This window comes from Glutamicibacter uratoxydans, from assembly GCF_050753455.1.
In the GTDB taxonomy this organism is placed as follows: Bacteria; Actinomycetota; Actinomycetes; order Actinomycetales; family Micrococcaceae; genus Glutamicibacter; species Glutamicibacter uratoxydans_A.
Genome location: NZ_CP192736.1, coordinates 1,641,625 through 1,667,396 on the forward strand (window position 1 = coordinate 1,641,625; position 25,772 = coordinate 1,667,396).

A 25,772-nucleotide genomic window follows, 5' to 3' on the forward strand; every position below is an offset into this window, starting at 1 on the left:
ACGCCACTTTCAGTTCTTGCGTGCCATGCCCTGCCAGATGGTGTCATAGGCGTGCCGCACGCGTTCTCGGGTGGCCGGATCCGCCAGGTTATCCCCACGCACAATGAGCTGGTAGTAGACCACGCCGGCTAGCGCATCGACGGTTGCCGGAACATCGAGGTCCGCGCGCAGTATCCCTTCATCCACCGACTGTTGCAGCGCCGTCTCCAGCGGTTCGCGGCGTCGGGCCACATGAGACTTCCAGTAGGTGCGCTGGAGCTCGCGATTGTCGATGATGAGCTTCAGCCGCTGAAAGAAGCGGTGGGTTGGATAACCGCGAGTAGTCGGGAAGCGTTCACCTTCGGCGGGCATCAAACTGGCGAAGAGCGTGCGGCGCAGGTCATCGCCTGGTTTAATGACTGGGTATTGCGTGCGACCCACATCGAGCGCGGCTGCGGTGAGTTGCGTGATCGAGGGCCACCGGCGATAGAGCGCCGCACGGCTCACCCCGCTGCGACTCACAACCTTAGAGACCGATACTTCTTCGCCGCGCTCCAGTAGCTCAACGGCCGCTTTGAGGATCAGTTCATCAAGTTCTGTATCGCGCGGACGCCCGGGACCGTTGCGAACCTCGGCCCCGGACGTCCTCAAGATCTCTGTCACCGTTTAGGCCTCTGCGGCCCGGCGACGCAGTTGGGCGATCGTGTCCTCCGAGAGTCCGGCAATGCGCAGCGGGGTCAGTGGATCGGTGTACTTGGTCCGTAACTGCTCCAGGAGGAACTGCATGGAGACCTCCATGCCTTCCTTGTGCAGGTTGCCCTCGGCGGAAAGCTTATCCAAGTCGAAACCGAGCTTGCGCATCAACGGTCCGAGCACCGAACGGGTACGCTGCCCGACACCTGGCATGTTCGGGCCGGTCAGCGAGTAGTCGGCCACGATGTCAGCGTCGCTGGCACCGAGCACGAGCAGCAGCGAGGCTGCCAAGACGCCGGTCCGATCGCGTCCTGCAGTACAGTGAAATGCGGTGGTGCCAGGGGAGTAGGCGATGACGTTCAGTGCGGTCACCAGCTGGCTCGATGCACGTTCAACAAGGTTCAGGTACATCTGGCCCATGGACTCGTGGGTCAGCGTCGGGCTGTCACCGCTCAGTGATTCGGACATCTTCCCCATCAGGGGAATGTGGTGGTAGGAAACTGCCTGCCCGCCCAACGGACCTCGACCAGTGACTTGCACCTCTTCAATAGAGCGTAGATCGATGATCGCGGTGAGCCCGTTGGCCACCAATTCCTCAGCGACCTCGCCGGTGACCAATGACAGGTCATCGGTGCGGATCGCCAGCCCCTGGCGAAGGAGCCCACCGGCGATAGCGATGCCGCCTAAATCGCGCAGGTTGGCGGGGGCGCTGAGCGGGTGTTCGGTGGTGATGGTCATGTGATCCTCTTTCGAATAAATGCACTTGCTTGGTCGATGATCGTCACAACGACGATGATGCTAATGATGATGGCGCTCAGATGGCCGTAGTCGTACAGGCGCATGGCGGTGGTCAGTTCCAGACCGATACCGCCGGCACCGACGAGCCCGAGCATGGTTGCCCCGCGCACACTGCCTTCGAAGAGCAGCAGCGTGTAGGACACCAGCAGGGGAGCTGCCTGCGGCAAGACACCGTATTGGATGACTTGGCGGTGCGATGCACCCACAGATTTCATGGCGATGATCGGACCCTTGTCCACCGATTCCATCGCTTCGGCATAGATCTTGCCGATGGAACCGAGCGAGCCCAGGGTCATCGCGAGAATACCGGCGAAGGGTCCCAGACCCACCGCGGACACAAACATCAGCGCGAAGACCAGATCGGGAATCGCACGGATAACGTTCATCGTCCAACGTGCCGGGTAGTACACCCACTTCGGGGCCAGGTTTGACGCCGCGGCCATCGCGACGAACAGGGAGAGCACCGCACCAAGCACGGTGGAGACGATGGCCATCTGCACGGTCTCGATCAGCAGTTCGATGATCAGCCCGATTTTTGAGAAGTCCGGTGGGAAGAGCCGGCTAATGAAGTTAGCCATGTTGACGCTACCCTCGCCGAGCTTTGCAAAGTTGAAGCCCGCGCCCTGAAAGGACCACATCAAGAAAGCGATCGCTACCACGGCGCCAAACATTGAGCGCGCTCGGGGGATGGAAACCGCCCGTTCTAGGCGGGAGTGCTGTTCGGGGTCAAACCCCGGGTTGGTCCTTGCCGAGCCTCTGGCCTTTTTCACGGCTGCCGTATTGCGCGGATTGGTAGGTTTCTTGGTTGGATCAATGATCGCCATCCTCGCCCTCCTGATCGTCATATAGGACGCCCAACGCGGCAGCGTCGAGGGTTGCCGTCGGGGCGGAGACCAACATTTCTCCGTGCTTCAGCCCCACGATGCGATCGCTGTGCCGGAGCGCTAGGGGCAACACATGCAAACTGACGAGCACCGGAATGCCGTCCTCCTTGGCGATGCTGCGGAGTAATTCGAGCACCGAATCCGAGAGCTTGGGGTCAAGCGAGGCCACCGGTTCATCGGCCAGAATCAGCTTCGGGTTTTGCATCAGCGCCCGGGCGATGGCTACGCGCTGCTGCTGCCCGCCACTGAGCGAGCGGGCCTCATCCTTGGCCTTGTGCGCAATCCCGACGCGGTCTAGCAGTTCCAGAGCGCGGGTGCGCTGCTCGGTCTTGAACCCGCCGACCAAATTGAACGGACCGGCCGCGTGCAGGCCGCCGGTGAGGACGTTGGTCAGCACACTGAGCCGTCCCACCAGGTTGAACTGTTGGAACACTTGGCCCGCGCTGGCACGCAGCTGACGGAGCTGTGCGCGGCGCAGATCGTTCAGATCGAAGCCGGCGACCTTCACCGATCCACTGGTGATCGGGGCGAAACCGGTCAGGCTCTTCATCAGGGTCGATTTGCCGGAGCCTGAGGAACCGAGCAGGGCAACCATTTCCCCGGCAAAGAGATCCAGGTTGACTCCGTCAAGAACTAGTCCGTCCTCGGCGTTGTACTGGACTTGCAGATCCCGCACCGTCACCAGGGGTGTAGGTGGGAGCAGTTCGCTATCACGCGGTAAGCGCATACTGCTTAATGCGGCTACCTTCGACGTGGTCTCGGACATTACTGCAGATCCGCAATGTCAACGCCGGCCACCGCGGCTACATCAACCAAGGACTGGAAGATTTCGGGCGATGGTTCAAGGGTCGGGGTAACACCGACGAGGTCGCGGTACACGTCCAGTTCCTCGGCGTTTTCGTCAACAAAGACCTTTGGCAGTGCTTCGAGCAGCGCTGCGCGTTTGGTTTCACTGACTTCCTGGCTTGCGATCACGGCCATGCTCACGTCCATGGTGACGCTCTCGCCAATCACGCGGGTTTCGCCTTCTTCAAAGGGGAAGTAGTCGGTGCCGCCCATCTCCATCAGCATCGAAGCGGTGCAGGAGGCAGCAACTTGGCCTTCCTTGACCGCCAGCGCACTGCGATCATGTCCGCCGGTGAACATCACTTCATAGTCCTCATCACGGGTCAGCCCGTGGCTATCCAGCAGGTGCACCGGCATGAAGAAGCCCGAGCTTGAGCCTGGGGCGGCGAAGGCGACAGTCTTACCCGCCAGATCCTCAATGCTCTGCAACGGTGAATCTTGCAGCACATAGCACTTGGAGACCGGCTCGGGGGAGCCCGGCCAGGTCATGAGTGCGTCGACTTCACCGGTGTTCACGGCCAAGGCGCTAGGGAAGGCACTCATCAGCGCGATATCAACGTGGTCAGCGCGTACCGCCTCAACCACGCCGAGGTAGTCAGGAGCATCGATGACTTCAACCTTCATACCGGTTTCTGCCTCAACGAGTTCGCGAATAACATCTACCGGGTTGACCGCGGTGGGATCATCCCCAGCAGGCAAGGTCGCCATCTTGATGACTTCGGCTTCGTTCGAGTTGCCGCCATCGGGATTGCTGGCGTCGGCATTGCCACCACATCCGGTAAGAACGAGTGCGCCGATCGCGGAGAGTCCGATCAATGTGGTGCTGGTTGCCCGATTGTTTGCGAGTGAGCGGGAGGAGCGCATGGCTACCTTTCAATACAGGGAAGAACTTATGCTCTGGAATTACGAGAACATAAGTATCTAAACCCTTGAAGGTGTCTAGTAATTACGAGACTGCTAGGCCTTGAATGGAACGCTAGGTGAACGATCGGTGAATCCATGCGGGAGGGTCAAAAGTAGAGCCGGAGGCACAACGAAAAGATCTGGTCAGCAGATTTTTCTACTGACCAGATCTTTGGATCTACGGTTTTCTTAACTAAATGATGCGGATTGGGTTTGCTGGGGCGCGGTATTTGCCCTTCGGTAAAAACTTTGCGACAGCGACGTGTCGGGCAGGGGCTGAGCGGATAGATTCCTGCCGGCCTCCCGCGTCATTCTTTGAGCTATGGTGCTTGCGCGTCGGCACAGGTTCTAGCGGTCGCGATTGAGCGCGTGCCGCACCGGAACCCGAACTTGCGCTACCGGGGCTGTGTCATTCGCGCCCAAGCCGCATTCCAGTGGATGCACTTAGAACGGCAACGGGCTCTGGGCCGGGTCGACCAGAAGCAGTCCGACTACGCGGAGCTGATCATCGAAAGCAACGCGACCCATGACCTCTCCCGCCTCGCACTGCAGTGTCGTCACTCCGACCACGGTGCCGAGCAGCTGGTCGTCTTCTTCGATGCGTTCTCCGGCGGGGAAGGAGACGTGCGTGTCGCTGTAGGATTCCTTCGCGCCCACATCGGCTAGTACCCGTGCCCATGTCTCGGCGATCAGCGGCGCTGGTAGTTCGCTCCGAACATCCGGATGCATCAGCGGCTCGAGGCTCTCGTATTCGGCTGCGCTGATGTAATTGAAGACCTGTTCGGTCAGCGTGCGTATTTTCTCGATGGACATGACTGCTCCTTCTATCGTCTGGCCAGTGGCTGGGTTTGTGACCTCACCGAATCTCTTGAACGCAGCCTGACGGCTCATGCCGAGCGTCTGGCCAATGTCGGCCCACGTGCGACCATCGCGGCGGGCTTGCCGTACCGCCTCACGTAACTGTGCTTTCGCAGCGTCGAGGGATGATTTAGCGATCTGAATTTCGTCCACGAACATCAGTCAACCATTGGTTGACATATTGTGTCAACCAAAAGTTGACGTTCAGTGGGCAGGATTGAACACTGTTCGCGGATTTGGTGAAGTGGGACTCCGGGGGTGCGGCCGGGCTAAGGGGGTTACGGCCTTCGTGCGGCAAAAGCGCGGCTTCTTGAGGTGAAGGGGTCAGGTCGTAGCCGAGGGGTTTTAGAGCTCAGGAAAATCCTTGAAGACTTTTTGGCGCCTGGTTAACGGATCAGTGCGTTCGTGGTGGGTGGTACAAGGTACGAATGGCTGGTGGTCTTTTGACTCATCTGTTTTCCGAGAGACGCCCGGGCAGAGGGTGCGTGCACGTTCTGGCTAGCCGATGAGTGGCCCCGCGCACCTAAGCTCAGATTGGTGTGTGAATTGCGGGTTCTCGTCTGCTGGCGACACCTGCTCGGAGAGGGGCGGTCTGAAGCGTGGTTGCAGACGGCCAGGGCTCTGGATGCTCGCTTAACGGCGGTGGGTTGCGTGCTAGGTGGTGGCGTGATGCCTTGCGCGAAGCGTTCTATGGTCTGCTAATGCAAATCACTCTGGTAGGTTTTGCCTCGCGGATCGCCGCTTTGGTGACCTCTGGAGTGTCAACGAACGGGCGGCTCTCGCGCAGCGTAGTCATGCCTTTCCTGAACGCCTGTGGGCAGAGCTGAGTGCTATCTGAGGTGGCCCAGAAGAACCATCCGGCTTCCATGTGCCGAAGGTAAAATGAAACTCGCGAATTCTCACGACTCACGAGCTAGAGGGAAAGGTTCCGCTCCTTTGCGGGTGGAGCACGCTTCTTCGAGCGTCATCGATAGCGAATTCTGGTAGGACGTTGTCACTGGGCTTGCGGCTGCCGGGATGTTCGCTATCTTCACGGCGGGCTTTGCCTTTCGTGCAACTAGGCTAGCGAATGAAACAATTAAGACGCATCCTGAAGGGGAAGAATTGTGGGCTAGAGCCGAGTGGAGTTTCTGTCTTGCCTTGTAAGAAAATCTCGATCAAAAAGTTGTTGGTCGAAAGGCCATTGAAGTTCTCGTAGCGGATGCCTCCGGTAGCGAAGATGCTCCCGTAGCTTCCAACAGGGCATCGGTGGGGATAAAAGCAGATAACTCTTCACGAGTAGGAGAACCGGCAACTAGATGGTCGAAGTCTTTAAACTTGGCTAACTCTGCTAAAGGCTTGAGCCCCAGCCCGCGGGAGATACTTGCAATAGTTGCTGGTAGAACACTGCCGCGACTGACTTGCTGGGTGATGCGAAGCCGGGGTAAAGCAGCGAGTTATGCAAGGCGGACCAAACCAGTGCCTGGAGCTACTTCATCCAGCCACTGTCGAACTTCTGACCGACCTAACTTCACGCCACGTGTCTCCATCGCGTGGCTAAACGCTCAGGTACACGTGCGAAACGCGCACTACTATTCCCCATCTGCTCTAACTTATCGTGTCAGAAACAGCAAAGCATGCGATGACTCGAAATAGGCAGAACACAATTCAGCAACAAATCGAGAATTTGGGCTCAGTCTCGTGATTGAAAGTGGGAGGCATCTTGGTGAAGCGATTCTCCGTAATCGACTGGAGATAGGAAAATTCCTTTATGTCACCGAACGGTGACATAATAGTGTCATGGAGTCCTCTTCGTACACAGCCTCTGCCCTCGGAGCACGAATCAAACACCAGCGTAAGACCCTTGGGCTTACGCAGGCTGAGCTGGCGCGCTCCGTTGGGGTTTCGCGCAAATTCCTTATCGATCTTGAAGCGGGAAAAGAAACCGCAGCTCTGGGGTTGGTGCTGAAGGTGCTTCAGGAATTGGGGTTTGAGGAACCGGGAATGAACCGGATGCAGGATCGCGGAGCGGAAATTGCTCGTGCTTTCCAACAGACTCTGGCCATGCAGGATTACGAATACGCGCTACGTTTGGTCAGCGAATACACGACCGAATCCCTAGAAAAGAGAGGGCCGTTGTTACGCGAAGCCCCAGTGCTGGAGGACCCGCAGTATTTCGTTGCCCTGGCCGCACTGACCCGCTGGATCGCCTCTAAAACACAATCTCACACCCCGCGCTGGGCGCGCCGGGTCTTGCCTTCACCCGAACCAGTCTTCCTTTCGGAAAAAATCTATCCAGTCGGCGACCGCATGAAGGAACTAATCCGCGCCGAGACACCTATCGAGCTCAAGGAATTGAACGTATGGATGCGTGAGCGCAGTTTGGCTACCGCATGACCGGGGAAGGATTGCGCCGAGATCAAGTCATTAATTTACTTAACGATTTAGAGCGACGCTTAACCGAGCGCGGCACCGTACTGGATATACAGATCGTAGGCGGAGCGGCCTTGCTGCTCCACGGGCTGATTGACCGGGCAACCGAGGACATAGACGCCAGATATCAACATTCCACCGCAGTGGACGAGGTTGCAGCGCAAATGGCTAAGGAGTATGGGCTTCCGGACAAATGGTTGAACTCTCATGCGGCAGCATTCCTCCCAGAAAACGTCCAGTGGATGGTCCCGCCAACAGGTTCTTTCTCAGCAGTCAGGTTGGCTGATTTACCGTCCTTGGCCGCAATGAAAGTGGCCGCCGAACGTGAGAAAGACATTATCGATCTAGGGTATCTCGTGAACGCGTTAGGAATCGAAGATCCAGAGGAGCTGGTGGATCTTGCCTATGAGATGTATGGGGAAGATTCAATGCCCTTGTCACAGGGTCGGCTGAATTACGAGATTGTCGCTGACGAAGCTATCGCGGTAGCTCGTCGTCTAAAGAATGGTAAGTAGCTAAATACACTAGAGAATGGGGCATCCCAGAAATGCTCTCTGCGATAGGTGAATATTACGCGGCACAAGACCGCCCAGAGAAACCAACTGGATGCGGGCGCCTCGCATGGATTCGACCCCGGTTAAGCGTGGCTGCGACATCCCGGTAATGCAGCGTCTAAAGCTTCAACTCGCCAGACCCTGAGGGTTCCTTCTGACCTTCGATGGTGCTATCTACGTAGCCACACACTTAAGGCGCGCTCATCTTCCGTAGTGTACGTCCGGTAACGAGGTAGCCGCGCTCTGTTGACCAACCTAAGTGAAGATCTGAAAACTTTTGTTCCCTGACAGGTAAAGATCCAGAGATGCTACTTCCAAATCCACCAGACCATGGTCAAGCACCTGACCCTGAATCCACGCACCGTCCCAGATCGACAGCTTTTGACCCTCACCCGTGCACTAATGAAAGTCAGCACGAAAAAGGAAGCAGCGAACTGGACCGAGCAGTTCAAGCAATGGCAGTCCATGCACGAAGTAACGCTCAAGGAACGCACCTACGCCAAGGACAACACCGCGTCCAGACCCGCCCGCGTGAAGCCACACCAAACCTGGTGGTACACCCATATCAATCTGCGTCGCGGCGAGAAACTCTTCCAGAGCCTGTTAACAGAGAACCAGCTTTTCCAGTGGTTAGACCAGGCAGGAGAAAGCGAGGTGCTGCCTCGGACTACAAGCCCACTCGAAGGTGGCATCAACGCTGGTATCAAGGACCAGCTACGACTACACCGAGGTTTGACGCCTGAACATTCCCTCGCGCTCGTGCGCTGGAAATTGTATCAACATGCAGAAAACCCGAAGGATCCATGGTCATTCGTGCAACGGCGGCATTGGGAGGGGAAAAGCACACCGAAACCCACCAAAGAAGAACCCCTCGGACCGGTGCTTTACGACAACAAGTTCAGTTGGGATGACGGTAACGGAGTGCAAAAAGGGTGGGGCGGGCGTCGATGAACACAGTTCCACGCGTCATCTGTACACACTTTTGGTACTTAACCCGGATTAGATACAACCAAACCGTGCAACGAAAGAACGCCTAGCCAAATAATTACTTATCTGACTAGGTGTTTCCTGGGGTCCCTGCGTAGACAGTTCTCAAACCCCAGCCCGAAGCTGAAATCCTTGATTTCCTGCTGGAAGCGAGGGATGTACCGTGTGTCCCAGCGGGTCGTTAACGACCCAATTCAAGACGTGCGAGGGCCCTGTGTCAGGAGGATTGAGAAACCTCAAACCTTCCTCACCTCTGCCGAAGTAGACCGCCTGGTCGATGACTACCTCGCTGGTCTTAGCGTCGGATATCTTGCACAGAAATATGGGGTGCATCGTGCGACAGTCTCGAAGCACCTCACCCGAAACAACGTTGGTCGTCGCCAACGCGGACTCACAATTGACGAAATCGCTGAAGCCGTGAAGCTTCACGGAGGCGGCATCTCTATGCGCGCAATCGCACTCACGCTTGGAGTCGACCGAAAGCAGGTGCGGGCATCGCTCGTCGCCGCGGGCGCATTGTCTACTTAGTGCTGAGACTTCACCGCTCAAGCATTTGTCTGTGGGGCAATAGGCGATCGCGTATCGGCGGTTCTCGAAGTATCACGCTCGGGAGTGCAGAGTCACATTTCGACAAAGCTATCTTGGCGCATGTTGCACTAAAAGCCCCCGCCTGCCGGGGAACGAGTCGTGTAGCCATCTCGGACAGTCACACGCATGCTGAAGTTCAGCGAGGGGAAGTAGGAGCTGTGGCTACCAGTGGTTCCTACCAGAAAACAGCAAGCCCGACGTTGATCAGGGCCAGGCCGCCCACCGCGTGCGCGATACCGGTGGGAACGGTTTGACCGCGCTTCACCTTCCGTCGCCCAATCCAGGCCGCCACGAGGATCACGATAAGCAACACCAGTTTCACCGTGATCTTGATGTGATTGACGTCGGCATCGCCCATCGACGCCAGACCCACAAGCAACACGCCGGTAATGAGCTGCACCCATGCCCCGATGAACTGAAAGAGACCCACGGATGGTTTCTTGAACGTTGCGAGCCACCCTCCGACGAGCGCGGCTGCTCCGAGGATGTGAAAAAAGACCAGGGTGGCGTGAAGAAGATCCATACCGATCAGCTTATGGTGGTCGATCTGTCGTTGCCGCCATCTGCCCCATAAGGGGCGGGGATTCTCGGTGACCTTTCAGGTTTCTCGACATAGTGTTGACATGTTTTCGACCCTGTGTCGGCAAGATGAAACGATCCGGAAGGAAGTCATGTTTCTTGCAATCCGCGAACTGAAGTTTGCGCGAGGACGGTTTGGGCTGATGGGTGCTGTTGTGTCACTCATCGCCATCCTTATGGTGCTGCTGTCTGGTCTGTCCTCGGGCCTGGTCAACGATGGTGTCTCAGGCCTGAAATCGCTGCCAGTCACGGCGTTTGCTTTCGACGAGGGCACGAAGACCGACAATGCGTTTTCTCGCTCGGTGGTAGACGTTGAACAGGTTGACGCGTGGAAATCACAGCCAGGTGTCAAGCATGCTGACCCCGTCGGCGCTGGGATGACAAACGCCACCACCGACAATGGCACGCAGATTGACCTGTCGCTCTTCGGCATCGAACCCGACTCCTTCCTCAACCCAGCGGTCTCTGAGGGCGAGCAGCTCTCTGGCCTCGCTGGAATCGTCGTATCTGAGACCGCGAAAAATGACGGACTCGAACTCGGCACAATCATCACCCTCGATCGCCTCGACACCGAACTCGAGGTCATCGGCTTCACCGAGGGCCAGGCGACGTTCGGGCACGTCGACATGGCGTACCTCAACCTCGATACGTGGAGATTGATTGCATCGGGTGCGGCGCAGCCTGGTACCCCTTCTCAGGCGCAAGTCGACGCGCTCGACTTCGATGTCGCGAGCGTGGTGGCACTGCAGGCCGAAGACGGCGAGGAAATCGACGTGCTTGCTGGTGATCTAGCGGCTGGCACAACAACGGTCGATCTGAAGGAGTCCTTTAACTCGTCGCCGGGGTACGAGGCAGAAACCCTCACTCTCAGCATGATCCAGGTGTTTCTCTACGGGATCTGTGCACTGGTCGTAGGCGCATTCTTCACGGTGTGGACCATTCAGCGTCAGCACGAGCTGGCAGTGCTCCGCGCTGTCGGTGCCTCGGGCCGGTACCTGCTCCGTGACTCGTTGACGCAGGCGGCAATCCTACTTCTCAGCTTTACAGCGCTCGGCGTGGCGGCCGGTGTCGGTCTCGGTTCAGCTATGCCTGAAGGGATGCCATTCGCGCTTGAAGCAGAGCCTATTCTCACCTCTTCAATCATCACTATTGTTCTGGGTCTTGTAGGTGCCGCTGTCGCGGTGCTTCGCATCACACGCATCGACCCAAATACTGCCCTGGGAGGTCAGCGATAATGGCGACAGAACACGCAATCAAGTCAGCACTTTCACTGCGCAGCGTCACGGTCGAACTGGGTGACGGTGACAGCAAAGTGCGCCCCCTCGACCACGTCGACTTCGAAGTTGCCAGCGGCGAGTTCGTTGGTGTCGTCGGCCCATCAGGCGCTGGAAAATCCTCTTTGCTCGCAGTCGCCGGAGCACTCCTGCAGGCAGACTCGGGAACTGTCGAAGTGTTGGGGCAAGACCTGTCGAAGATCGGTCGCTCTCAGGGGAAACTCGCAAAGTTCCGGCTCCGTAATATCGGCTTCGTCTTCCAATCAGGAAACCTCATCCCGGCGCTGAATTCTGCGGATCAGCTGCGCCTAGTAAACAAACTTTCTGGAGGCCCTACCTCGTTCGACCCGCTACCACTCCTCGACGCAGTCGGCATGGCACACAAAGCGAAGAACCTTCCCGGGCAGCTATCCGGCGGAGAACGCCAGCGTGTGGGAATCGCACGCGCATTTGTCACGAACCCAGGCCTGCTGCTCGTTGACGAGCCGACGTCGGCACTTGATCGTTCACGTAGTCAGCAGATTGTGGCGCTCCTTGCTGAGCAGAGCCACGAACGAGGGGTTGCGACCATTATGGTGACGCATGATCATGACGTGATTGGTCACTGTGACCGCGTGGTAGAGATGGTCGACGGACGCCTAAGCGCGTTTGAAACGAATGTGGCTGCGAGCGTCCACTAGCCCTATCTCCAGAAACCGAGGTGTATGTTCAAGGACAGACGCCACGTGTGGAAAGAGGAGGCGATCGCAGTGCCCAAAATTAGTGCAGCCACGGTCGTGCAACACCGCGCTCAACAAGAGCGCCTCATTCTTGATGCAGCGCACGCGATTCTCGAAGAAACTGGCGATGTCACAAGCATGCGGGAAGTTGCTGAGCGAGCGGGTCTCGCGAGATCTAGTGTCTACCACTACTTCGGTTCCCGTGAGGCGCTCCTCAACGCGCTCGTACAAGATGTGTTCCCGAAGTGGACCGAGCGTGTCACGAACGCGATGGCCGCCGAGCCCGAACCCAGCGGACGAATCATTGCCTATGCGCTGGCCAACGTGCAGCTCGTCGAGGAAGGGGCGCACGCCGTCGGCTCCGCACTCGCCGCCCTCTCACCCGGCGAAGCTCTCAACGAACAAGCCACACAGATGCATCGTGCAATACAAGAGCCATTGATTGAGACCCTTACCGAACTCGGCGTTCAAAACCCTGAGGGGCTCGGTGAGCTTATCAACTCGGTAATACACGCCTCCACACGATTGTTGGAGTCGGGGCAGCAACCTGAGCAAGTGTATGCCGGGCTTACCGCAGTTATCGGGCCGATGGCACGCGAGATGCAATCGCAGAAGGTCCAGGAGATCAAGGGCGCGTAAGACCATCGCAGACGCTCGCTATCGACTCACTAACATGCCCCGGGTTCCAGCCTACGAGGAAGCCGAGATGCGAGAGCTTGAAGAACAGATCCAGGAAGTGCTCTACATCGTTGAGGCGGGCATTTCAACAGGAAGCAGCCCTGAGAGCATCGTTCAAGAGTTCCTCGTCTACAACGATCAGGGCTGACTAGTTCCAAATCTCTAGCTCATTTGGGTGGCCGAGCTCGATCTGCGCCACAACTCCCTCGTAGAGATAGATGTTGCCAGAAGCACAAATGGTTGAGCTGGCAGGGATTGACTCAAGCCACCAATCGCCCCAAATCACAAACGTGAGCCTGTCGTTGGACGGGTAGTCGAGGCCAATATTCACGAACAAACCATAGTCGAGGGCCCGAACACTCTTCAGTGGGCCGCAAACCCGTTGCCAGCTTCCGGCATAGCTTCGTGCTTCATCCCAGCCAAGCCCTCCGTCCGGCCAAGTCGGCTTCGGCATAGCTTCGTGCTTCATCCCAGCCAAGCCCTCCGTCCGGCCAAGTCGGCTTCGGCGGAGCTACAGGCTCAAATGAACAAAGACCGTCTTCCCGAAGCAGCCTAACCGACTCCTCCCCAATTTCGGGAGTCCTCCAGTGGTCGCAACTCTGCATACCCTGCTCAATGGTGCCAATGACTATCTTGATGTAGTCAGTGTAAATCTTGTATTCGTCAGGACAGCTTTTATACATTGCATCAACTTTGTCGAGCAAGTTTCGAGAAGTATTGGGCTGACCCCGTTTTCTAGGTCCATTCGTTATGTGAGTCCAGCACCCCGCTTTTGTGGGGAGAATGGATCACACGATGAGCAATCAAAGAAAGCGTCATACCCCGGAGCAGATCGTTCGGAAGCTCGGTCAAGCCGACCGGCTTCTCGGTGAGGGCAACACGGTCGCCGATGCGTGCCGCGAGCTTGGTGTCACCGAGCAAACCTATTCGGTGGCGCAACCAGTACGGTGGCATGAAAGCCGACGACGCGAAGCGCCTCAAAGAGCTCGAGAAGCAGAACGCGACTCTGAAGCGCTTGCTTGCGGAAGCTGAGCTAGAGAAGGCTGCGCTGAAGGAGTTGGCTGAGGGAAACTTCTAGGCCCGGGCAGACGTCGCGCCGCAATCACGCACCTGATTCGCACATTGCAGATCAGTGAGCGCATGGCGTGCCGCCTGTCCGGGCTCTCTCGCTCCGCCTGGCGCAGACCCTTGAAAGGTGACACCCTGGCAGATCCCGACCAGGCGTTGCGCGACTGGCTCCGAGTATTTGCGAAGAACCACCCGAGGTGGGGATACCGCCGCGCGTATCACGAGGCCCGTGCTGAGGGCTGGAACGTCAACCACAAGAAAGTGCAACGGTTGTGGCGAGAAGAAGGGCTACGGGTTGCGCAACGGCGCAGAAGGAAACGTGTCGGCTCGTCGACGGCCCATGCACCCAAAGCGACCGCTCCGGGCGTCGTGTGGGCGGTCGATTTTCAGTTTGATGTCTGTGAGCGTGGCAAAGCGATCAAGATCTGCTCAATCGTCGATGAGCACACCCGCGAGTGCTTGGGTGGTCTTGTGGAGCGGTCGATCACCGCTGAACGTTTCATCGAGCATCTTGAGGAGCTCGTTGCCGAGCGTGGGGCGCCGATGGTGCTGCGCAGTGACAACGGGCCGGAGTTTATCTCTGACGCCGTCGCAGACTGGGCGGGCATAAGAACCGGGTTGTCGTACATTCCGCCGGGCCAGCCGTGGCGGAATGGGTATGTTGAGTCTTTCAATTCAAGGCTCCGTGACGAGTGTTTGAATATCAATAGCTTCTACTCGCTGCTTCATGCAAGGGTCGTGATCAGCGATTGGAAGCATGAGTACAACTATGATCGTCGGCATTCCTCGCTCGGCTACCGCACCCCGGTCGAGTACGCTCGGTCTTGCACCCACCAGTTAGAAGAAACCGACTCGCATACTGAGCGGACCTAACAACGGGGGCAGCCCAGTATCACCTTGCCGTTCAAGGGCAAGAGCGCTCTCGAAGGTTCGGCGACAGTCCACTGAATCTAATGAGTTCGAACTGGAGGTTCTGTCTCCGTAGGTAGAACAGCCTGCGACTAGAAGCGGGAGAAGGAGGGCTATGGCCATCGACTTGGACCGGATTGAACCGCCGGCTTTTCCCATGTTTTTCCTACCTGCTTAATGCTCGTGGTATTGGCAAGCATAATCAATCGATCATGTCGTGAGAGAAACCGAGAAAGAATGTTCAGTTGGTGGCAGGTCAAACTTGACATATGTGCACGCGAGTCGGGCACGAACAACACTTCGGTTCACTCTGTGACACGGAGCAACAGATGAACCCACTGAACTGGGCAACCGAAGCGAAAATGAGGGAGAGGTTCAAGCCTTTTCAAGAGAGTTTACTCTCGATAAAGGTTTGAACCTCTCCCATACCCGGGTGAGTAACGGGGCTTGAACCCGCGACCTTCTGGACCACAACCAGACGCTCTACCAACTGAGCTATACCCACCATATTCGTGTCCGTCCTTGTCAGGTTGCTTTTGCTTCCTGATTTCGTACCGGGCAACGAGAATTACTATACACGCATTTGGCTGGTGAATGCCAACTCGGAATCAACCGAAAGTGCTGTGTTGTCAATCACCAGCCGTAGATCGGCGTTGCTACTTGCCACTTGGGGATTTCTGGACGATCTTCTTAGCGATCTTCGCGGCCTCAGCCGAGGCCGGACCAGGGGCGGGAACCATGATGGTTTCGCGGTAATAGCGCAACTCATCGATGGAATCCTGAATGTCACCCAAGGCTCGATGATTACCGGTCTTCAGTGGCGCGTTGTAGTGCGCCTTGGTGTACCAGCGGCGGGCTAATTCCTTAATCGTGGACACATCGATGACCCGGTAGTGCAGATGCTCGATTACCGAAGGCATGTCACGGGCCAAGAAGTTCTTATCCATCCCCACCGAGTTGCCACCTAGGAGCGCCTTTTTTGGCTCCGGCACGCGCTGGGTAATGTACTCCAGTACCAGTTGCTCGGCCTGGGCCATCTCCAGCCCATTTTCCAGCTCCGGCAGTAAGCCGCTGGCAATGTGCATATTGCGCACGAAATCGTCCATCTGCGCCAGAGCCGCCGCAGTGGGTTTGATAACCACGCTGATGCCCTCGTCGAGCACATTCAATTCGGCGTCGGTGATCAGCACCGCTACCTCGATCAGCGCATCATGAACCAGATCCAGTCCGGTCATCTCGCAGTCGATCCATACAATCATTTCTGAGTTACTAGCCACAAGTTCCAATCTACCGCGCGGTGCGCAAGATTACTGTTTCATAGCTACCGGCCTGCGGTGTCACTTCGGGGTGCTGGGAAGCCCCAGTGCTAAAATCGTCTGAGGTTTTCCGCGCGCTGGCGCACCACCTGCCCGTTGTGCGATACCAGCTCGCCGGGCCGTCACGGTGCTCCACAGATAGCCAATCCAGCCCTAGTTTCATGAGGTGTATCGGTGTCCATTAATAAGCCAGAGGTCTTGGCCAAGAAACCAGACGCTGGGCTTTCTCATACCCTCTTTAGCGGGGTCATCGGCACCACCCTGATCCTCTTTGGCTCTTTCGGAGTGGGTTGGTTGGCCAGCGTGTCCCCGCTGAACCAAGACCGCTTCTTCATCATGATGCGTACCGAAGCCGCCGGAGTGCTCAGCTCCGTGGTGCTGCTGACGCTCGGATGCTGGGTATTAGTGCGTGCTTGGTGGCGGCTGGGACAAAAACTCTCCGGGTGGCCCGAAGGCTCACTGAAGCTGGTACGCAAGGCGGTGTACCTGTGGAGTGCACCGCTGTTGATCAGTATTCCGATCATGTCCCGCGATGTGTTCGCCTACATCGGGCAGGGTCGTCTGGTAATGGCCGGGCAGGATCCCTATAGCGATGGGATCTCCTCGGTCAGTAACTGGTTCCAACTCGGGACCGACACCATGTGGGCCGAGGACGGAACCCCCTATGGTCCGTTGTTCCTGCTGATCGAATATCTCGTGGTGGCAGCGGTCGGTTATTCCACCGACCTGTCGATCCTGGCCTTTAGGCTGATCGCCTTCGTCGGGGTCATTCTGTGTTTGTATTACGTGCCTCGCCTCGCCAAATTGCATGGGGTTGACCCGGCCAAAGCCACCTGGGTGACGGTCGCGAACCCATTGTTCCTGCTCAACTTTGTGGCCAGTGCGCACAATGACTCGCTGATGGTGGGCTTGTCGGTGATGGCCGTCTACTTAGCCTGCCAACGCCGCGGCGTGCTTGCGGTTATTGTGCTCACCGCCTCCATCGGGATTAAGCCCATCACCCTCGTGCTGCTGCCGTTTATTGGACTGCTCTGGGCTGGCAAGGACGCCAGCTGGCCACGCAGGATCCTGTACTGGTTCTACTCGGGCATGATTCTGCTGGTGCTCATGACCCTCTTCGGATACTTAAACGGTTATTGGTTCGGATGGCTGAAGGTCATGCTCTTCACCGGTACCGGCTTCTCGATCTTCTCGCCGTTGGGTATCGGAGTGATGCTGCTTTCCGCAGCGGTCTCCGCCTTTGGACTGTCCACCGAGTGGATCCTGCCGGCCTTGAAACTCTTTGGCCGGCTGGCCGGGGTGGCCTTGGCGATGGTCGTGATTTTCCGCGGCAAGTATTCGCACCTCGTGCAGCGTCTAGCCATTGGTTTCTCCGCCATCGTGGTACTTTCCCCGGTGATTCACCCTTGGTATCTGTTGTGGTTGCTGCCGTTCTTCGCGGTCACCGGTATTCGCGATGACTGGCAGATGCTCTGGGTGCACATCACGGTGTTGTTCTTCGTGGCCTACCAGGCCGCCGATCAGCTATTTATTTGGCAGTTCCTGCAAGCCGATTTGGTTCCGCTGGCTTCGCTGCTCTCCTGGGCGATCTCGCTACTGGCCATCGCCTACCTAGTCTTTGTTGACCGGCAGACCCGTCAGGTGATGCCGCAACTGCTCAAGAAGACACCATGGCTGAGCAAGAAGCGGTAGAACCGGGTCCCGGTCGCCTCGCTGCCACCCCTACGCTCGGCCCCTTGGTCTGGCAGGGGATGGCGGCCTCCGCGCTGATCACCGCCGCCAGCTGGGGTGTGGGCTGGTTCCCGCGCAACCAGCTCTCGCAGCTGGCCCGAAGCGGGTTCTTCATTGAGTTTCGTACCGAACTGACCGGGGTGCTGCTGTGCATCGCGGCAATGATTATCGGCATCCTCTGGCTGCTTCGCACCTGGCTGCTGGCCCGGCCTTGGGTCAGTAGCACCGAATCCATCAGCGAACGGCAACTGCGCGGCCTGTTAATCGCGTGGGCGGCACCGCTGCTGGTCAGCTTCCCGATTCTCTCGCGAGACGTCTATTCCTATCTGGCCCAAGGGCGGATGCTGCACGCCGGAAAATCCCCGTATAGCGAAGGGGTTTCGGCGCTGCCGGGCTGGTTTGATGGGGGATCGGATGGGCTCTGGGCGCAGTCACCCTCACCCTATGGGGTGCTGTTCTTGGTGCTCAGCCAAGGGGTCTACGTCATTTCCGGCGGGAGCCCAGAAATCGGGGTGGGTCTACTCAGACTCTTGGCGGTGGCCGGTGTCATCGGCTGCTATTACCTCACTGGCTGGCTGGCCAAGAAAATGGGGCATAACCCGCGCTGGGCGCTGTGGGCGATCGTAGGCAACCCACTGTTCTTACTGACCATGATCGGCGGAGTACACAACGATGCGCTGATGATCGCCGTCACCTTCTGGGCCTTTGGATTAGCGCTGTCACGGCGCATGCTCTGGGCCACGCTGGCGCTGATGCTCGCGGTAAGCATTAAACCGATCGTGTTGGTGCTGTTGCCATTCTTGGGTTTGGCGATGCTGCCAGCGAACGCGCCACTGCGCGAACGCATCGTGATGTGGGCGAAAATCAGTGTGCTGAGCTTTGCTTGGCTGCTGCTCTTCGGCGTGCTGACCAACCTGTTCTTCGGCTGGCTACCAGCGATGTTCACCTCCGGCAATGCCGCCTTCCCTTATGCGCCGGTCGGTCTGTTGGGCACCATCATGGGCTACCTCGGCTCGCTGTGGGGTTTGAATGCTGGGATTGTGGCCACCGTGATTTTCACCGGGTTCCGCCTGCTCTCGCTCTATGTGGTGGCGCGCCTAGCGCTGGCCAAGGACACCTCCCGGCCGATCCGGCTGGCCGCGTGGGCGTTGAGCGCGGTGGTGCTCTTAGCCCCGATTATCCAGCCCTGGTACATCCTGTGGCTCTTTGCGTTATTCTTCATTTCCGATCAGATCTCTTGGCCCAGCGAAAAGCTGATGGCGGGTTTGACCATGCTCATCACTCTGGTGGTGTGCGTGGATCAGCTGTCCATCGAACAATGGCACAGCGTGTGGCTGCTGAAGCTCGGTGCAGCGCTCTTAGGATTATCCCTGCTGCTGATCATGGTGCGTCTGGACCGGCCGATCCGGCAGATGCTGCGCTCCGGGCCGCATGCTGCGGACACCCGTGTGAACTAAAGAGCGTTATCTCACAGCGGGCAAGTCAGACCCACGCCCGCAGGGGATTCTAGTCTTGAGAGTATGCAAAGGACATCCGATATGCTCTGGCCCGCTCTGATGGCGGTACTTTCGGCGGCGCTATTCATCGGCGCGGTCGGTATCTTCCTGCTAGCCCTGCAGTACTACAAGCACGGTCGGTTATCTTGGCGCCGGACGATCACCACGCTACTTGCCGTGCTCTACATTTTCGGGCTCTTTAGTTACACCATGCTGCCGCTCCCCGAAACTCGGGATGCTTTCTGCCGTCCCGGCGTCGCCGAGGTGCAGCTGGTGCCCTTCCAATTCCTCGACGATTTTCAGCTGGCTTTAGCTTCCGGCAAACGGGCTTTCCTCACCAGTTTTACCCTCTGGCAGGTGCTGCTCAATGTGCTGCTCTTTATTCCGGTGGGCATCTTTGCGGTGCGTTGGCTGCGTGCCAATGCTGTGCTTGCGACCTTGCTCGGCGCCGGGCTATCGCTACTAATCGAAGCCACTCAGTTTACCGGGGTGTGGGGAATCTACACCTGCGCCTACCGGGTGGCGGATGTGGATGATTTGCTGGCCAACACCACGGGGGCGCTGATCGGCACCCTGCTGGCGTACCTGCCGATCTTTGCTTTCCTCTCCGGGCCACGGGAACCCGACGCGATCCGCCAACCGGCACGGGAGGTGGGCCGTGCACGTCGGGCACTGGCGGCAATTTTCGATCTGGCCTTCATCACCGCCGGTTTCACGCTGGTCAGTCTGCTGGGAGAAATCGGCGACCGGCTCGGAATGCCTGCGCGACAAGCCAGCGGCTGGCAGGTGGCCGGGGAAATAGTCATCGTTCTGGCGGTGCTTGTGCTCCCGGCCGCACTGCCGGGCCGCGCCACCCTGGGCCAACGCTGCAGCTGGTTCCAGTTGCGCGACACGCAGGGTCGTCAAGCTAGCGCGCTGCGTTCCATCGCGCGAACCCTGCTGGGTTTGGGCGGGATTTACTTGGCGTATACGCTGCTTGGGCTACTGCCCACGGAGCATCCGCTGAACCTGTTGCGCCTAGTGGTTGGCGGGTACACGGTGCTGAGTGTGATCTGGTTGATCTTCGACGCCACGGCCCGGGGGTTGTCCGCCCGATTGAGCTCCACCGGCTTCAGCGATCGACGCGCGTAGCGCAGCTCACGGTGCAGATGGGGGTTGACTGGGGCTAAAATGGCTTTGGCATTGTTGACTCGCAGACTATATGCCAGATTTCTTCAGTGACCGTACTCAATTGATCAGTTAGGCCTGCCCGCACGCATGGACAACCAGCCAGAAATTCCACAAGAACCACATCGCGCGGTATTGCGCACCGCGGTAGGCGCCACGGTACTCATCGCGATCGGCGCCTTCGTGCTCTCCTTCGCAGCGCTGACCGACCTCGCCGAACGATCCGGTATCGACCCGTCGTTGGCATGGATCTGGCCAATTATCATCGACGGTATGATCGTGGCCGCCACCGTGGCCATCGTGGCACTCAACGGCTTCCCCCGCAAGGCCATGGTCTACCCGTGGGCGCTGCTTTTCTTCGGCGCAATTGTCTCCACCGCGGCGAACTCCACCCACGCGATCCTGACCGTGGATTCCATTGAGAACGGTGTTCCGGCGCTGGTCTCCGCCTTGGTCGCCGCGATGCCGCCAGTGGTGCTTTTGGCCATCACCCACCTGACCGTTCATATGTACCAGAAGAAATCTGAGGCTGCGAAGCTACGCGAAGCGTACGAATATGATGCCGAGGTCGAAGCCGCAGAGAAGTACGGGGTGGCTTATGACGATGGCTACCAGGCGGCGGTGACTGACACCCAGGTGGCCGAGGCGGAGCGCTTGAAGGAACTGGAACAGCAGCACCAGGATGCGCTGGCTCGGACCCGCGCCGAAACCATGGCTGAGTCCCGCAAGTCCGCAACCGCCAATGCGCAGCCGGTCAACAAGAAGCAGGTCAAGTCCAATGCACAGCCGATGACCGGGGCTACCACCACCGTCATTGAGGACAAAGCCCCACTTTACGATGATCTGGCACAGCGCCTGAACCAGAACTAAATCGGGGACCTTGGCTAGTAGACTCGCAGCAACACCACTTCTTGAGGGGAGCAGCTAATGGCCGAATCCATGGATCGCGTTCTCGATTTCGCGGCGCAGATTGATGAGTCGGCACGCCGCTATGACAAAGTGCGGGACCAGCTAGACGAGGTGCTGGCCGCGATGCTCATCCGTATTCGCGCACTGTTCGATGACTACGGGCAAATTCAGCCCTTGTTTATCACCGGCCGAGTGAAATCGGTGGAATCCTTCCGTTCGAAGGCTTCCCGAGTATTACAAGGGGACCCGCAGGCTGAGCCGGTGCTGGAATTCCCTAACCCCTTGCGTGAAATTCACGACATGGTGGGGGTGCGGATCATCGTGCAACTCCCGGGGGAGATCCAGCAGGTGGCCAACATGATCAAGTCCCAACGAGATGACTTTGATTGCCGCAGTGACCGGGAGAAAGATATCGGTTCGGTCGAATCGGGAACCTACGGTTACTCCTCGCGCCACCTGTTACTCAAAACCCGCAACGAACCCAGCGTGCGACGCTTCCAGGAAAGTTTGGGCAAACCCGTGGTGCCCAGCGGAAACTTCACCTTTGAGGTACAGATCCGCACCATTTTGCAGCATGCGTGGAGCGAGATGGAACACGATATCCGCTTCAAAAACACCGCCAAGCAGGTGTGGAATCCCCAGCTGGATCGGCAGTTCACAGCCACGGCCGCCATGTTGGAAACGGTAGAGAACTACTTCACCGAAATCAGCGACCTGTACGCCACCTTGGGCGAGTACCAAGACCATAACGGGGTGGGCGGTGAACCGTTGAGTAGTGAACGCATCGGAGAAATTTGGCAGACCCTGCTGCCCCATGTGGACCGTAAACGCGATGATGACTGGACCTGGGCGGCCGAACTGCTCGGCGCCCACGATATCCTGGCCACCTGGCAGCTGGCTGAACTGCTCAACCCAGACATTGTCACCGAAGTGCGTGCCGCACTGGACCACCGCTATTCACCGGGCCCGGACCGGCTACTGGATGACATGCTGTTATGGCATTTTGGTGGGGCGCATATCGAAAAAACCAGCGCGAATGACGAACGCCGTCAGGCATCCTTGCGCCGGCGACTGATTCAGATGAACGATCACCGTAACCGCATCAACTAGCGGATTGTCGCGGCGGGACTTGTGCTGCTGCACTGCTCCCGCGCCCATGACAGGGGGCGCTAGCGCGCCGTCTTGGTGTGCCCTCCATTCCCCGGTGGGTTGTTAGCTTGTGCACGTTGTCTTCGGGTTGCTGCTAATCACCGGTAAACTGGGTAAGTTGCCCGAAAGCGGGTAACCACTGCAGCCTGCATCCTTTGAAAGGGGTTCACAGATGATTTCCGTAGCCAACCTTGAGCTACGCGTCGGCGCCCGACTGCTGATGGACGAAGTGAACTTCCGCATCGATAAGGGCGACAAAATCGGCCTCGTGGGGCGCAATGGTGCCGGCAAAACCACGATGACCAAGGTGCTGGCCGGAGAAACCCAGCCCACCGCCGGTGAAGTAGCAACCCGAGGCTCCATCGGTTACCTTCCGCAGGATCCGAAAACCCCGGACATGGAACAGCTGGCCCGCGACCGCATTCTGTCGGCTCGTGGCCTAGACATTGTCATCAATAAGCTGGCCAAAACCCGGTTGGACATGGCCAGCGAGGATCCGGCGATCGCCGCCAAGGCGATGCGCCGCTATGACCGACTGGATGCCGAATTCATCGCTGGCGGCGGGTATGCCGCCGAATCCGAGGCCGCGGCGATCTGTTCAAACCTCGACTTGCCCGACCGCATCTTGAACCAGCCGCTGCGCACCCTGTCCGGTGGTCAGCGCCGCCGTGTGGAGCTAGCTCGAATCCTGTATTCGGATGCCGAAACCTTGCTGTTGGATGAACCGACCAACCACTTGGATGCTGACTCCATCATCTGGTTGCGCGACTTCTTGAAAAACTATGCCGGCGGCGTGCTGATGATTTCGCACGATACCGGACTTCTGGAAGCCACCGTGAACAAGGTGTTCTACCTGGACGCAAACCGCGCCACCGTGGATGTCTACAACATGGGCTGGAAGCGTTATCAGGTGCAGCGTGAAACCGATGAGCAGACCCGGCGTCGTGAACGGGCGAATGTGGAAAAGAAGGCCAGCACCCTATTGGCTCAGGCCAATAAGATGAAGGCTCGCGCCTCCGGTGCCTCGGCCGCCCAATCCATGCTCAAGCGCGTTGACCGGATGTTGGCCGGATTGGAAGAGGAGCGCAGCAGCGACAAGGTCGCGGCACTACGCTTCCCAGACCCGGCCCCGTGTGGCAAAACCCCGCTGATGGCCGAAGGGCTGTCCAAGTCCTACGGTTCCTTGGAAATCTTCACCGATGTGTCCTTGGCCATCGACCGCGGCTCCAAGGTGGTTATCCTGGGGCTGAACGGTGCCGGTAAGACCACCCTGCTGCGCATGCTGGCTGGCGTGAGCGAACCGGACACCGGAAACATCCTGCCCGGTCACGGGCTGAAAATCGGCTACTTCGCTCAGGAACACGACACCCTGGATCCGGACCGTACGGTGCTGGAAAATATGCGCCGCACCGCCCCGAGCGAGTTAGGCGATGCCGACGTGCGTTCGATCCTCGGCTCCTTCCTGTTCGTGGGCGATGACGTCCACAAACCAGCCGGGGTGCTCTCCGGTGGTGAGAAGACCCGTCTGGCTTTGGCAACCATTGTGGCCTCCAGCGCCAACGTATTGCTGCTTGACGAACCGACCAATAACCTGGACCCGGCCTCGCGCGCCGAGGTGCTCGGCGCTTTGTCGAACTTCAGTGGCGCGGTAGTCATGGTTTCGCACGATGAGGGCGCGGTCGCCGCACTGAATCCGGAACGTGTGGTCATCCTGCCCGATGGTGATGAGGACCTGTACAGCGAGGAGTACCTCGAACTGGTGGCGCTGACCTAAAAATCTGCTGCGCGAAGGCCGGTTCCGTCACCCCTCACCGGGTGACGGAACCGGCCTTCGTATGCTTAATTCACAAGATGATCAAGCAGCACGTTCACTGTTCTTATTCCAGCGGCTTCTTACTGGTTTCCACCGAGCAGGCCACCGCGATCAGCGAGATTACGGCAGCACCCATCAGATACCATCCCGGTGCCAATAGGTTTCCGCTAGTGGCAATCAGCAGGGTTGCCACGAACGGTGCGGTCCCGCCAAAGAGCGCGTTGGAGAGGTTGAAAGAGACCGCGAACCCGGAATAGCGCACCCGAGTGGGGAACATTTCTGCCAGATAGCTGGGTAAAGTGCCATCGTTCAAGGTCAGCATGGCCCCGAGCATGATTTGCACCAGAATGATCAACAGGAAACTACCGGTTTCAAGGAGCATGAACGCCGGGACCGTGAGCAGCACGAAGAGGATCGAGGCGCTCATCAGCACCTTCTTGCGTCCAAAGCGATCAGAAAGCATGCCGGTGAGGAAGATGAAACCGATATAGGTTGCCAGCGCCACCGTGGTGGCGATGTAAGACCGGGTTTCATCGAGTCCCAGCTCTTGGGAGAGATAGGTGGGCATATAGGACAGGATGACGTAGAAGCCCACGGCATTCAGCAACACCGCACCGGATGCCAACAGCAGGCGCCGCCAGTGTTCCCTGAACAGCGAACTGACCGGGGCCTTGATCACCTGGTCTTCTTTGGCCAATTCCTTGAACGCTGGAGAATCCTCTAGTTTGGTGCGGATATAGCGGCCGATGAGTCCCATCGGAGCTGCGAGCAGGAACGGAATCCGCCAGCCCCAGCTTTGCATGTCCTCAGCTGAAAGCATGCCGGTGAGTAGCGCGGCCATCAGCGAACCCAGGAGCAGACCGGTGGCGGTACTGGCCGGTACCACTGCGGCGTACAAACCGCGCCGGTTGGCCGGAGCGTATTCCACCAAGAACGCCGAGGCGCCGGCATACTCGCCAGAGGCTGAGAAACCCTGCACCAGACGCATCAGCAACAGTAGAATCGGGGCCCAGATCCCAATCATGTTGTAGCTAGGCAGTAACGCGATGCAGAACGTCGCCCCGGACATCAGCAGAATCGACCAGGACAGAGCTTCTCGTCGGCCGACCCGGTCGCCAATGTGTCCCCAAATAAATCCACCCAAGGGGCGGATCAGGAAGGAAATGGCAAAGAGGGCGAAGGTCATCAGCAGCGCGGTCTGCGGGGCCGATTCGGGGAAGAACACGACCGAGATGGTGACCGCGAGATAACCATAAGCCGCGTAATCAAACCATTCGACGAAGTTGCCGATAAAACTGGCGGTGACCACCTTCCGCCGAGTGGCTTGACCTACTCCTGCGGGATCTGGACGTTGTTGACCGCTCAGTGATGGCCCTAAATCTACGGATGCGGCCGAGCCAGAATGATCGGCCGGGTGTGAAGAGCGTGAATCCAATGGACACTCCCAAAAATACGAATCGTT

Annotated in this window: 25 protein-coding genes, 1 tRNA gene and 1 pseudogene; 16 read left to right on the forward strand and 11 right to left on the reverse strand. The window is 58.2% G+C overall.

Annotated features, from left to right (window positions below):
- Positions 1-9: 9 nt before the first annotated feature.
- The 6 genes from ACQQZ8_RS07445 to ACQQZ8_RS07470 form a co-directional block, all read right to left on the reverse strand.
- Positions 10-642: a TetR-like C-terminal domain-containing protein gene (locus ACQQZ8_RS07445; RefSeq protein ID WP_431712028.1), complete on the reverse strand. Its 633-nt coding sequence runs from the start codon at positions 640-642 to the stop codon at positions 10-12.
- A gap of 3 nt (positions 643-645) precedes the next feature.
- Positions 646-1,410 (reverse strand): tyrosine-protein phosphatase, encoded by a 765-nt coding sequence (locus ACQQZ8_RS07450; protein ID WP_431712029.1) that lies wholly within the window; start codon positions 1,408-1,410, stop codon positions 646-648.
- On the reverse strand, positions 1,407-2,294 hold the full coding sequence (gene phnE / locus ACQQZ8_RS07455) for a phosphonate ABC transporter, permease protein PhnE (protein ID WP_431712030.1): 888 nt from the start codon (positions 2,292-2,294) through the stop codon (positions 1,407-1,409). The genes ACQQZ8_RS07450 and phnE overlap by 4 nt, the downstream gene beginning before the upstream one ends.
- The gene (locus ACQQZ8_RS07460) at positions 2,281-3,120 is read right to left on the reverse strand and encodes a phosphonate ABC transporter ATP-binding protein (RefSeq protein ID WP_431712031.1); all 840 of its coding nucleotides are present in this window, start codon (positions 3,118-3,120) and stop codon (positions 2,281-2,283) included. Before ACQQZ8_RS07460 ends, phnE begins: the two co-directional genes overlap by 14 nt.
- The gene (locus ACQQZ8_RS07465) at positions 3,120-4,064 is read right to left on the reverse strand and encodes a phosphate/phosphite/phosphonate ABC transporter substrate-binding protein (protein WP_431712032.1); all 945 of its coding nucleotides are present in this window, start codon (positions 4,062-4,064) and stop codon (positions 3,120-3,122) included. The genes ACQQZ8_RS07460 and ACQQZ8_RS07465 overlap by 1 nt, the downstream gene beginning before the upstream one ends.
- A gap of 483 nt (positions 4,065-4,547) precedes the next feature.
- On the reverse strand, positions 4,548-5,114 hold the full coding sequence (locus tag ACQQZ8_RS07470) for a hypothetical protein (protein ID WP_431712034.1): 567 nt from the start codon (positions 5,112-5,114) through the stop codon (positions 4,548-4,550).
- 446 nt (positions 5,115-5,560) lie between these two features.
- Here ACQQZ8_RS07470 and ACQQZ8_RS07475 point away from each other — a divergent pair, with 446 nt between their 5' ends.
- From ACQQZ8_RS07475 to ACQQZ8_RS07490, 4 genes are all read left to right on the forward strand, one after another.
- Positions 5,561-5,788: a hypothetical protein gene (locus ACQQZ8_RS07475; protein WP_431712035.1), complete on the forward strand. Its 228-nt coding sequence runs from the start codon at positions 5,561-5,563 to the stop codon at positions 5,786-5,788.
- Positions 5,789-6,740: 952 nt separating this feature from the next.
- A complete protein-coding gene (locus ACQQZ8_RS07480; RefSeq protein ID WP_431712036.1) occupies positions 6,741-7,337 on the forward strand; it encodes a helix-turn-helix domain-containing protein in 597 nt (198 codons plus the stop codon).
- Complete coding sequence (locus ACQQZ8_RS07485) at positions 7,334-7,888, forward strand: DUF6036 family nucleotidyltransferase (RefSeq protein WP_431712037.1); 555 nt, start codon at positions 7,334-7,336, stop codon at positions 7,886-7,888. Before ACQQZ8_RS07480 ends, ACQQZ8_RS07485 begins: the two co-directional genes overlap by 4 nt.
- Before the next feature lie 369 nt (positions 7,889-8,257).
- A complete protein-coding gene (locus ACQQZ8_RS07490) occupies positions 8,258-8,878 on the forward strand; it encodes a hypothetical protein (protein ID WP_431712038.1) in 621 nt (206 codons plus the stop codon).
- A 799-nt stretch (positions 8,879-9,677) separates the two neighbouring features.
- On the opposite strand, the gene ACQQZ8_RS07495 is transcribed toward ACQQZ8_RS07490, so the two are convergent.
- Positions 9,678-10,025, reverse strand: coding sequence for a hypothetical protein (locus ACQQZ8_RS07495; RefSeq protein ID WP_431712039.1), 348 nt, complete (start codon positions 10,023-10,025; stop codon positions 9,678-9,680).
- Between the two features lie 148 nt (positions 10,026-10,173).
- Between ACQQZ8_RS07495 and ACQQZ8_RS07500 the strand changes: the two genes are divergently transcribed.
- Genes ACQQZ8_RS07500 through ACQQZ8_RS07515 form a run of 4 tightly spaced genes read left to right on the forward strand, consistent with a single transcriptional unit; the run spans position 10,174 to position 12,900 of the window.
- Entirely contained in the window at positions 10,174-11,316 is a 1,143-nt protein-coding gene (locus ACQQZ8_RS07500; RefSeq protein ID WP_431712040.1) for an ABC transporter permease, read from the forward strand.
- Positions 11,316-12,035, forward strand: a complete 720-nt coding sequence (locus ACQQZ8_RS07505) for an ABC transporter ATP-binding protein (protein ID WP_431712041.1) — start codon at positions 11,316-11,318, stop codon at positions 12,033-12,035. The genes ACQQZ8_RS07500 and ACQQZ8_RS07505 overlap by 1 nt, the downstream gene beginning before the upstream one ends.
- 24 nt (positions 12,036-12,059) lie before the next feature.
- Positions 12,060-12,713, forward strand: coding sequence for a TetR/AcrR family transcriptional regulator (locus ACQQZ8_RS07510; protein ID WP_431712042.1), 654 nt, complete (start codon positions 12,060-12,062; stop codon positions 12,711-12,713).
- Between the two features lie 34 nt (positions 12,714-12,747).
- Positions 12,748-12,900 (forward strand): hypothetical protein, encoded by a 153-nt coding sequence (locus tag ACQQZ8_RS07515; RefSeq protein WP_431712043.1) that lies wholly within the window; start codon positions 12,748-12,750, stop codon positions 12,898-12,900.
- Here the strand turns inward: ACQQZ8_RS07515 and ACQQZ8_RS07520 are convergent, their stop codons facing one another.
- Complete coding sequence (locus tag ACQQZ8_RS07520) at positions 12,901-13,206, reverse strand: hypothetical protein (protein WP_431712044.1); 306 nt, start codon at positions 13,204-13,206, stop codon at positions 12,901-12,903.
- 341 nt (positions 13,207-13,547) lie between these two features.
- On the opposite strand from ACQQZ8_RS07520, the pseudogene ACQQZ8_RS07525 reads away from it, so the two are divergent.
- Together ACQQZ8_RS07525 and ACQQZ8_RS07530 are read left to right on the forward strand one after the other, a co-directional pair.
- Positions 13,548-13,830: pseudogene (locus tag ACQQZ8_RS07525) on the forward strand (transposase).
- A 44-nt stretch (positions 13,831-13,874) separates the two neighbouring features.
- Entirely contained in the window at positions 13,875-14,693 is an 819-nt protein-coding gene (locus tag ACQQZ8_RS07530; protein ID WP_431712045.1) for an IS3 family transposase, read from the forward strand.
- A gap of 468 nt (positions 14,694-15,161) precedes the next feature.
- On the opposite strand, the gene ACQQZ8_RS07535 is transcribed toward ACQQZ8_RS07530, so the two are convergent.
- Both ACQQZ8_RS07535 and orn read right to left on the reverse strand, forming a co-directional pair.
- Positions 15,162-15,234, reverse strand: a tRNA-His gene (locus ACQQZ8_RS07535).
- A gap of 151 nt (positions 15,235-15,385) precedes the next feature.
- Entirely contained in the window at positions 15,386-15,964 is a 579-nt protein-coding gene (gene orn / locus ACQQZ8_RS07540; RefSeq protein ID WP_431712157.1) for an oligoribonuclease, read from the reverse strand.
- Between the two features lie 255 nt (positions 15,965-16,219).
- On the opposite strand from orn, the gene mptB (ACQQZ8_RS07545) reads away from it, so the two are divergent.
- The 6 genes from mptB (ACQQZ8_RS07545) (at position 16,220) to abc-f (ending at position 24,271) form a co-directional block, all read left to right on the forward strand.
- Positions 16,220-17,737, forward strand: coding sequence for a polyprenol phosphomannose-dependent alpha 1,6 mannosyltransferase MptB (gene mptB, locus ACQQZ8_RS07545; protein WP_431712046.1), 1,518 nt, complete (start codon positions 16,220-16,222; stop codon positions 17,735-17,737).
- Positions 17,716-19,233, forward strand: a complete 1,518-nt coding sequence (gene mptB, locus ACQQZ8_RS07550) for a polyprenol phosphomannose-dependent alpha 1,6 mannosyltransferase MptB (protein ID WP_431712047.1) — start codon at positions 17,716-17,718, stop codon at positions 19,231-19,233. Before mptB (ACQQZ8_RS07545) ends, mptB (ACQQZ8_RS07550) begins: the two co-directional genes overlap by 22 nt.
- A gap of 63 nt (positions 19,234-19,296) precedes the next feature.
- Complete coding sequence (locus ACQQZ8_RS07555; RefSeq protein ID WP_431712048.1) at positions 19,297-20,403, forward strand: VanZ family protein; 1,107 nt, start codon at positions 19,297-19,299, stop codon at positions 20,401-20,403.
- 126 nt (positions 20,404-20,529) lie between these two features.
- A complete protein-coding gene (locus ACQQZ8_RS07560; RefSeq protein WP_431712049.1) occupies positions 20,530-21,309 on the forward strand; it encodes a DUF2637 domain-containing protein in 780 nt (259 codons plus the stop codon).
- Positions 21,310-21,366: 57 nt separating this feature from the next.
- Positions 21,367-22,458 carry a GTP pyrophosphokinase gene (locus ACQQZ8_RS07565; protein ID WP_431712050.1) on the forward strand — a complete coding sequence of 364 codons (1,092 nt, stop codon included), beginning with the start codon at positions 21,367-21,369 and terminating at the stop codon, positions 22,456-22,458.
- Positions 22,459-22,669: 211 nt separating this feature from the next.
- Complete coding sequence (abc-f, locus tag ACQQZ8_RS07570; protein WP_431712051.1) at positions 22,670-24,271, forward strand: ribosomal protection-like ABC-F family protein; 1,602 nt, start codon at positions 22,670-22,672, stop codon at positions 24,269-24,271.
- 103 nt (positions 24,272-24,374) lie between these two features.
- On the opposite strand, the gene ACQQZ8_RS07575 is transcribed toward abc-f, so the two are convergent.
- Positions 24,375-25,745 (reverse strand): MFS transporter, encoded by a 1,371-nt coding sequence (locus ACQQZ8_RS07575; RefSeq protein ID WP_431712052.1) that lies wholly within the window; start codon positions 25,743-25,745, stop codon positions 24,375-24,377.
- Positions 25,746-25,772 lie beyond the last annotated feature (27 nt).

Coding starts and splice junctions, on each gene's coding strand:
- ACQQZ8_RS07500 (WP_431712040.1), top strand. CDS start 10,174: ATGTTTCTTGCAATCCGCGAACTGAAGTTTGCGCGAGGACGGTTTGGG.
- ACQQZ8_RS07520 (WP_431712044.1), bottom strand. CDS start 13,206: ATGCCGAAGCCGACTTGGCCGGACGGAGGGCTTGGCTGGGATGAAGCA.
- abc-f (WP_431712051.1), top strand. CDS start 22,670: ATGATTTCCGTAGCCAACCTTGAGCTACGCGTCGGCGCCCGACTGCTG.
- ACQQZ8_RS07480 (WP_431712036.1), top strand. CDS start 6,741: ATGGAGTCCTCTTCGTACACAGCCTCTGCCCTCGGAGCACGAATCAAA.
- ACQQZ8_RS07460 (WP_431712031.1), bottom strand. CDS start 3,120: ATGTCCGAGACCACGTCGAAGGTAGCCGCATTAAGCAGTATGCGCTTA.
- ACQQZ8_RS07555 (WP_431712048.1), top strand. CDS start 19,297: ATGCAAAGGACATCCGATATGCTCTGGCCCGCTCTGATGGCGGTACTT.
- orn (WP_431712157.1), bottom strand. CDS start 15,964: ATGACCGGACTGGATCTGGTTCATGATGCGCTGATCGAGGTAGCGGTG.
- ACQQZ8_RS07485 (WP_431712037.1), top strand. CDS start 7,334: ATGACCGGGGAAGGATTGCGCCGAGATCAAGTCATTAATTTACTTAAC.
- ACQQZ8_RS07505 (WP_431712041.1), top strand. CDS start 11,316: ATGGCGACAGAACACGCAATCAAGTCAGCACTTTCACTGCGCAGCGTC.
- ACQQZ8_RS07495 (WP_431712039.1), bottom strand. CDS start 10,025: ATGGATCTTCTTCACGCCACCCTGGTCTTTTTTCACATCCTCGGAGCA.
- ACQQZ8_RS07515 (WP_431712043.1), top strand. CDS start 12,748: ATGCCCCGGGTTCCAGCCTACGAGGAAGCCGAGATGCGAGAGCTTGAA.
- ACQQZ8_RS07510 (WP_431712042.1), top strand. CDS start 12,060: ATGTTCAAGGACAGACGCCACGTGTGGAAAGAGGAGGCGATCGCAGTG.
- ACQQZ8_RS07565 (WP_431712050.1), top strand. CDS start 21,367: ATGGCCGAATCCATGGATCGCGTTCTCGATTTCGCGGCGCAGATTGAT.
- ACQQZ8_RS07490 (WP_431712038.1), top strand. CDS start 8,258: ATGGTCAAGCACCTGACCCTGAATCCACGCACCGTCCCAGATCGACAG.
- ACQQZ8_RS07450 (WP_431712029.1), bottom strand. CDS start 1,410: ATGACCATCACCACCGAACACCCGCTCAGCGCCCCCGCCAACCTGCGC.
- ACQQZ8_RS07560 (WP_431712049.1), top strand. CDS start 20,530: ATGGACAACCAGCCAGAAATTCCACAAGAACCACATCGCGCGGTATTG.
- mptB (WP_431712047.1), top strand. CDS start 17,716: ATGGCTGAGCAAGAAGCGGTAGAACCGGGTCCCGGTCGCCTCGCTGCC.
- ACQQZ8_RS07465 (WP_431712032.1), bottom strand. CDS start 4,064: ATGCGCTCCTCCCGCTCACTCGCAAACAATCGGGCAACCAGCACCACA.
- phnE (WP_431712030.1), bottom strand. CDS start 2,294: ATGGCGATCATTGATCCAACCAAGAAACCTACCAATCCGCGCAATACG.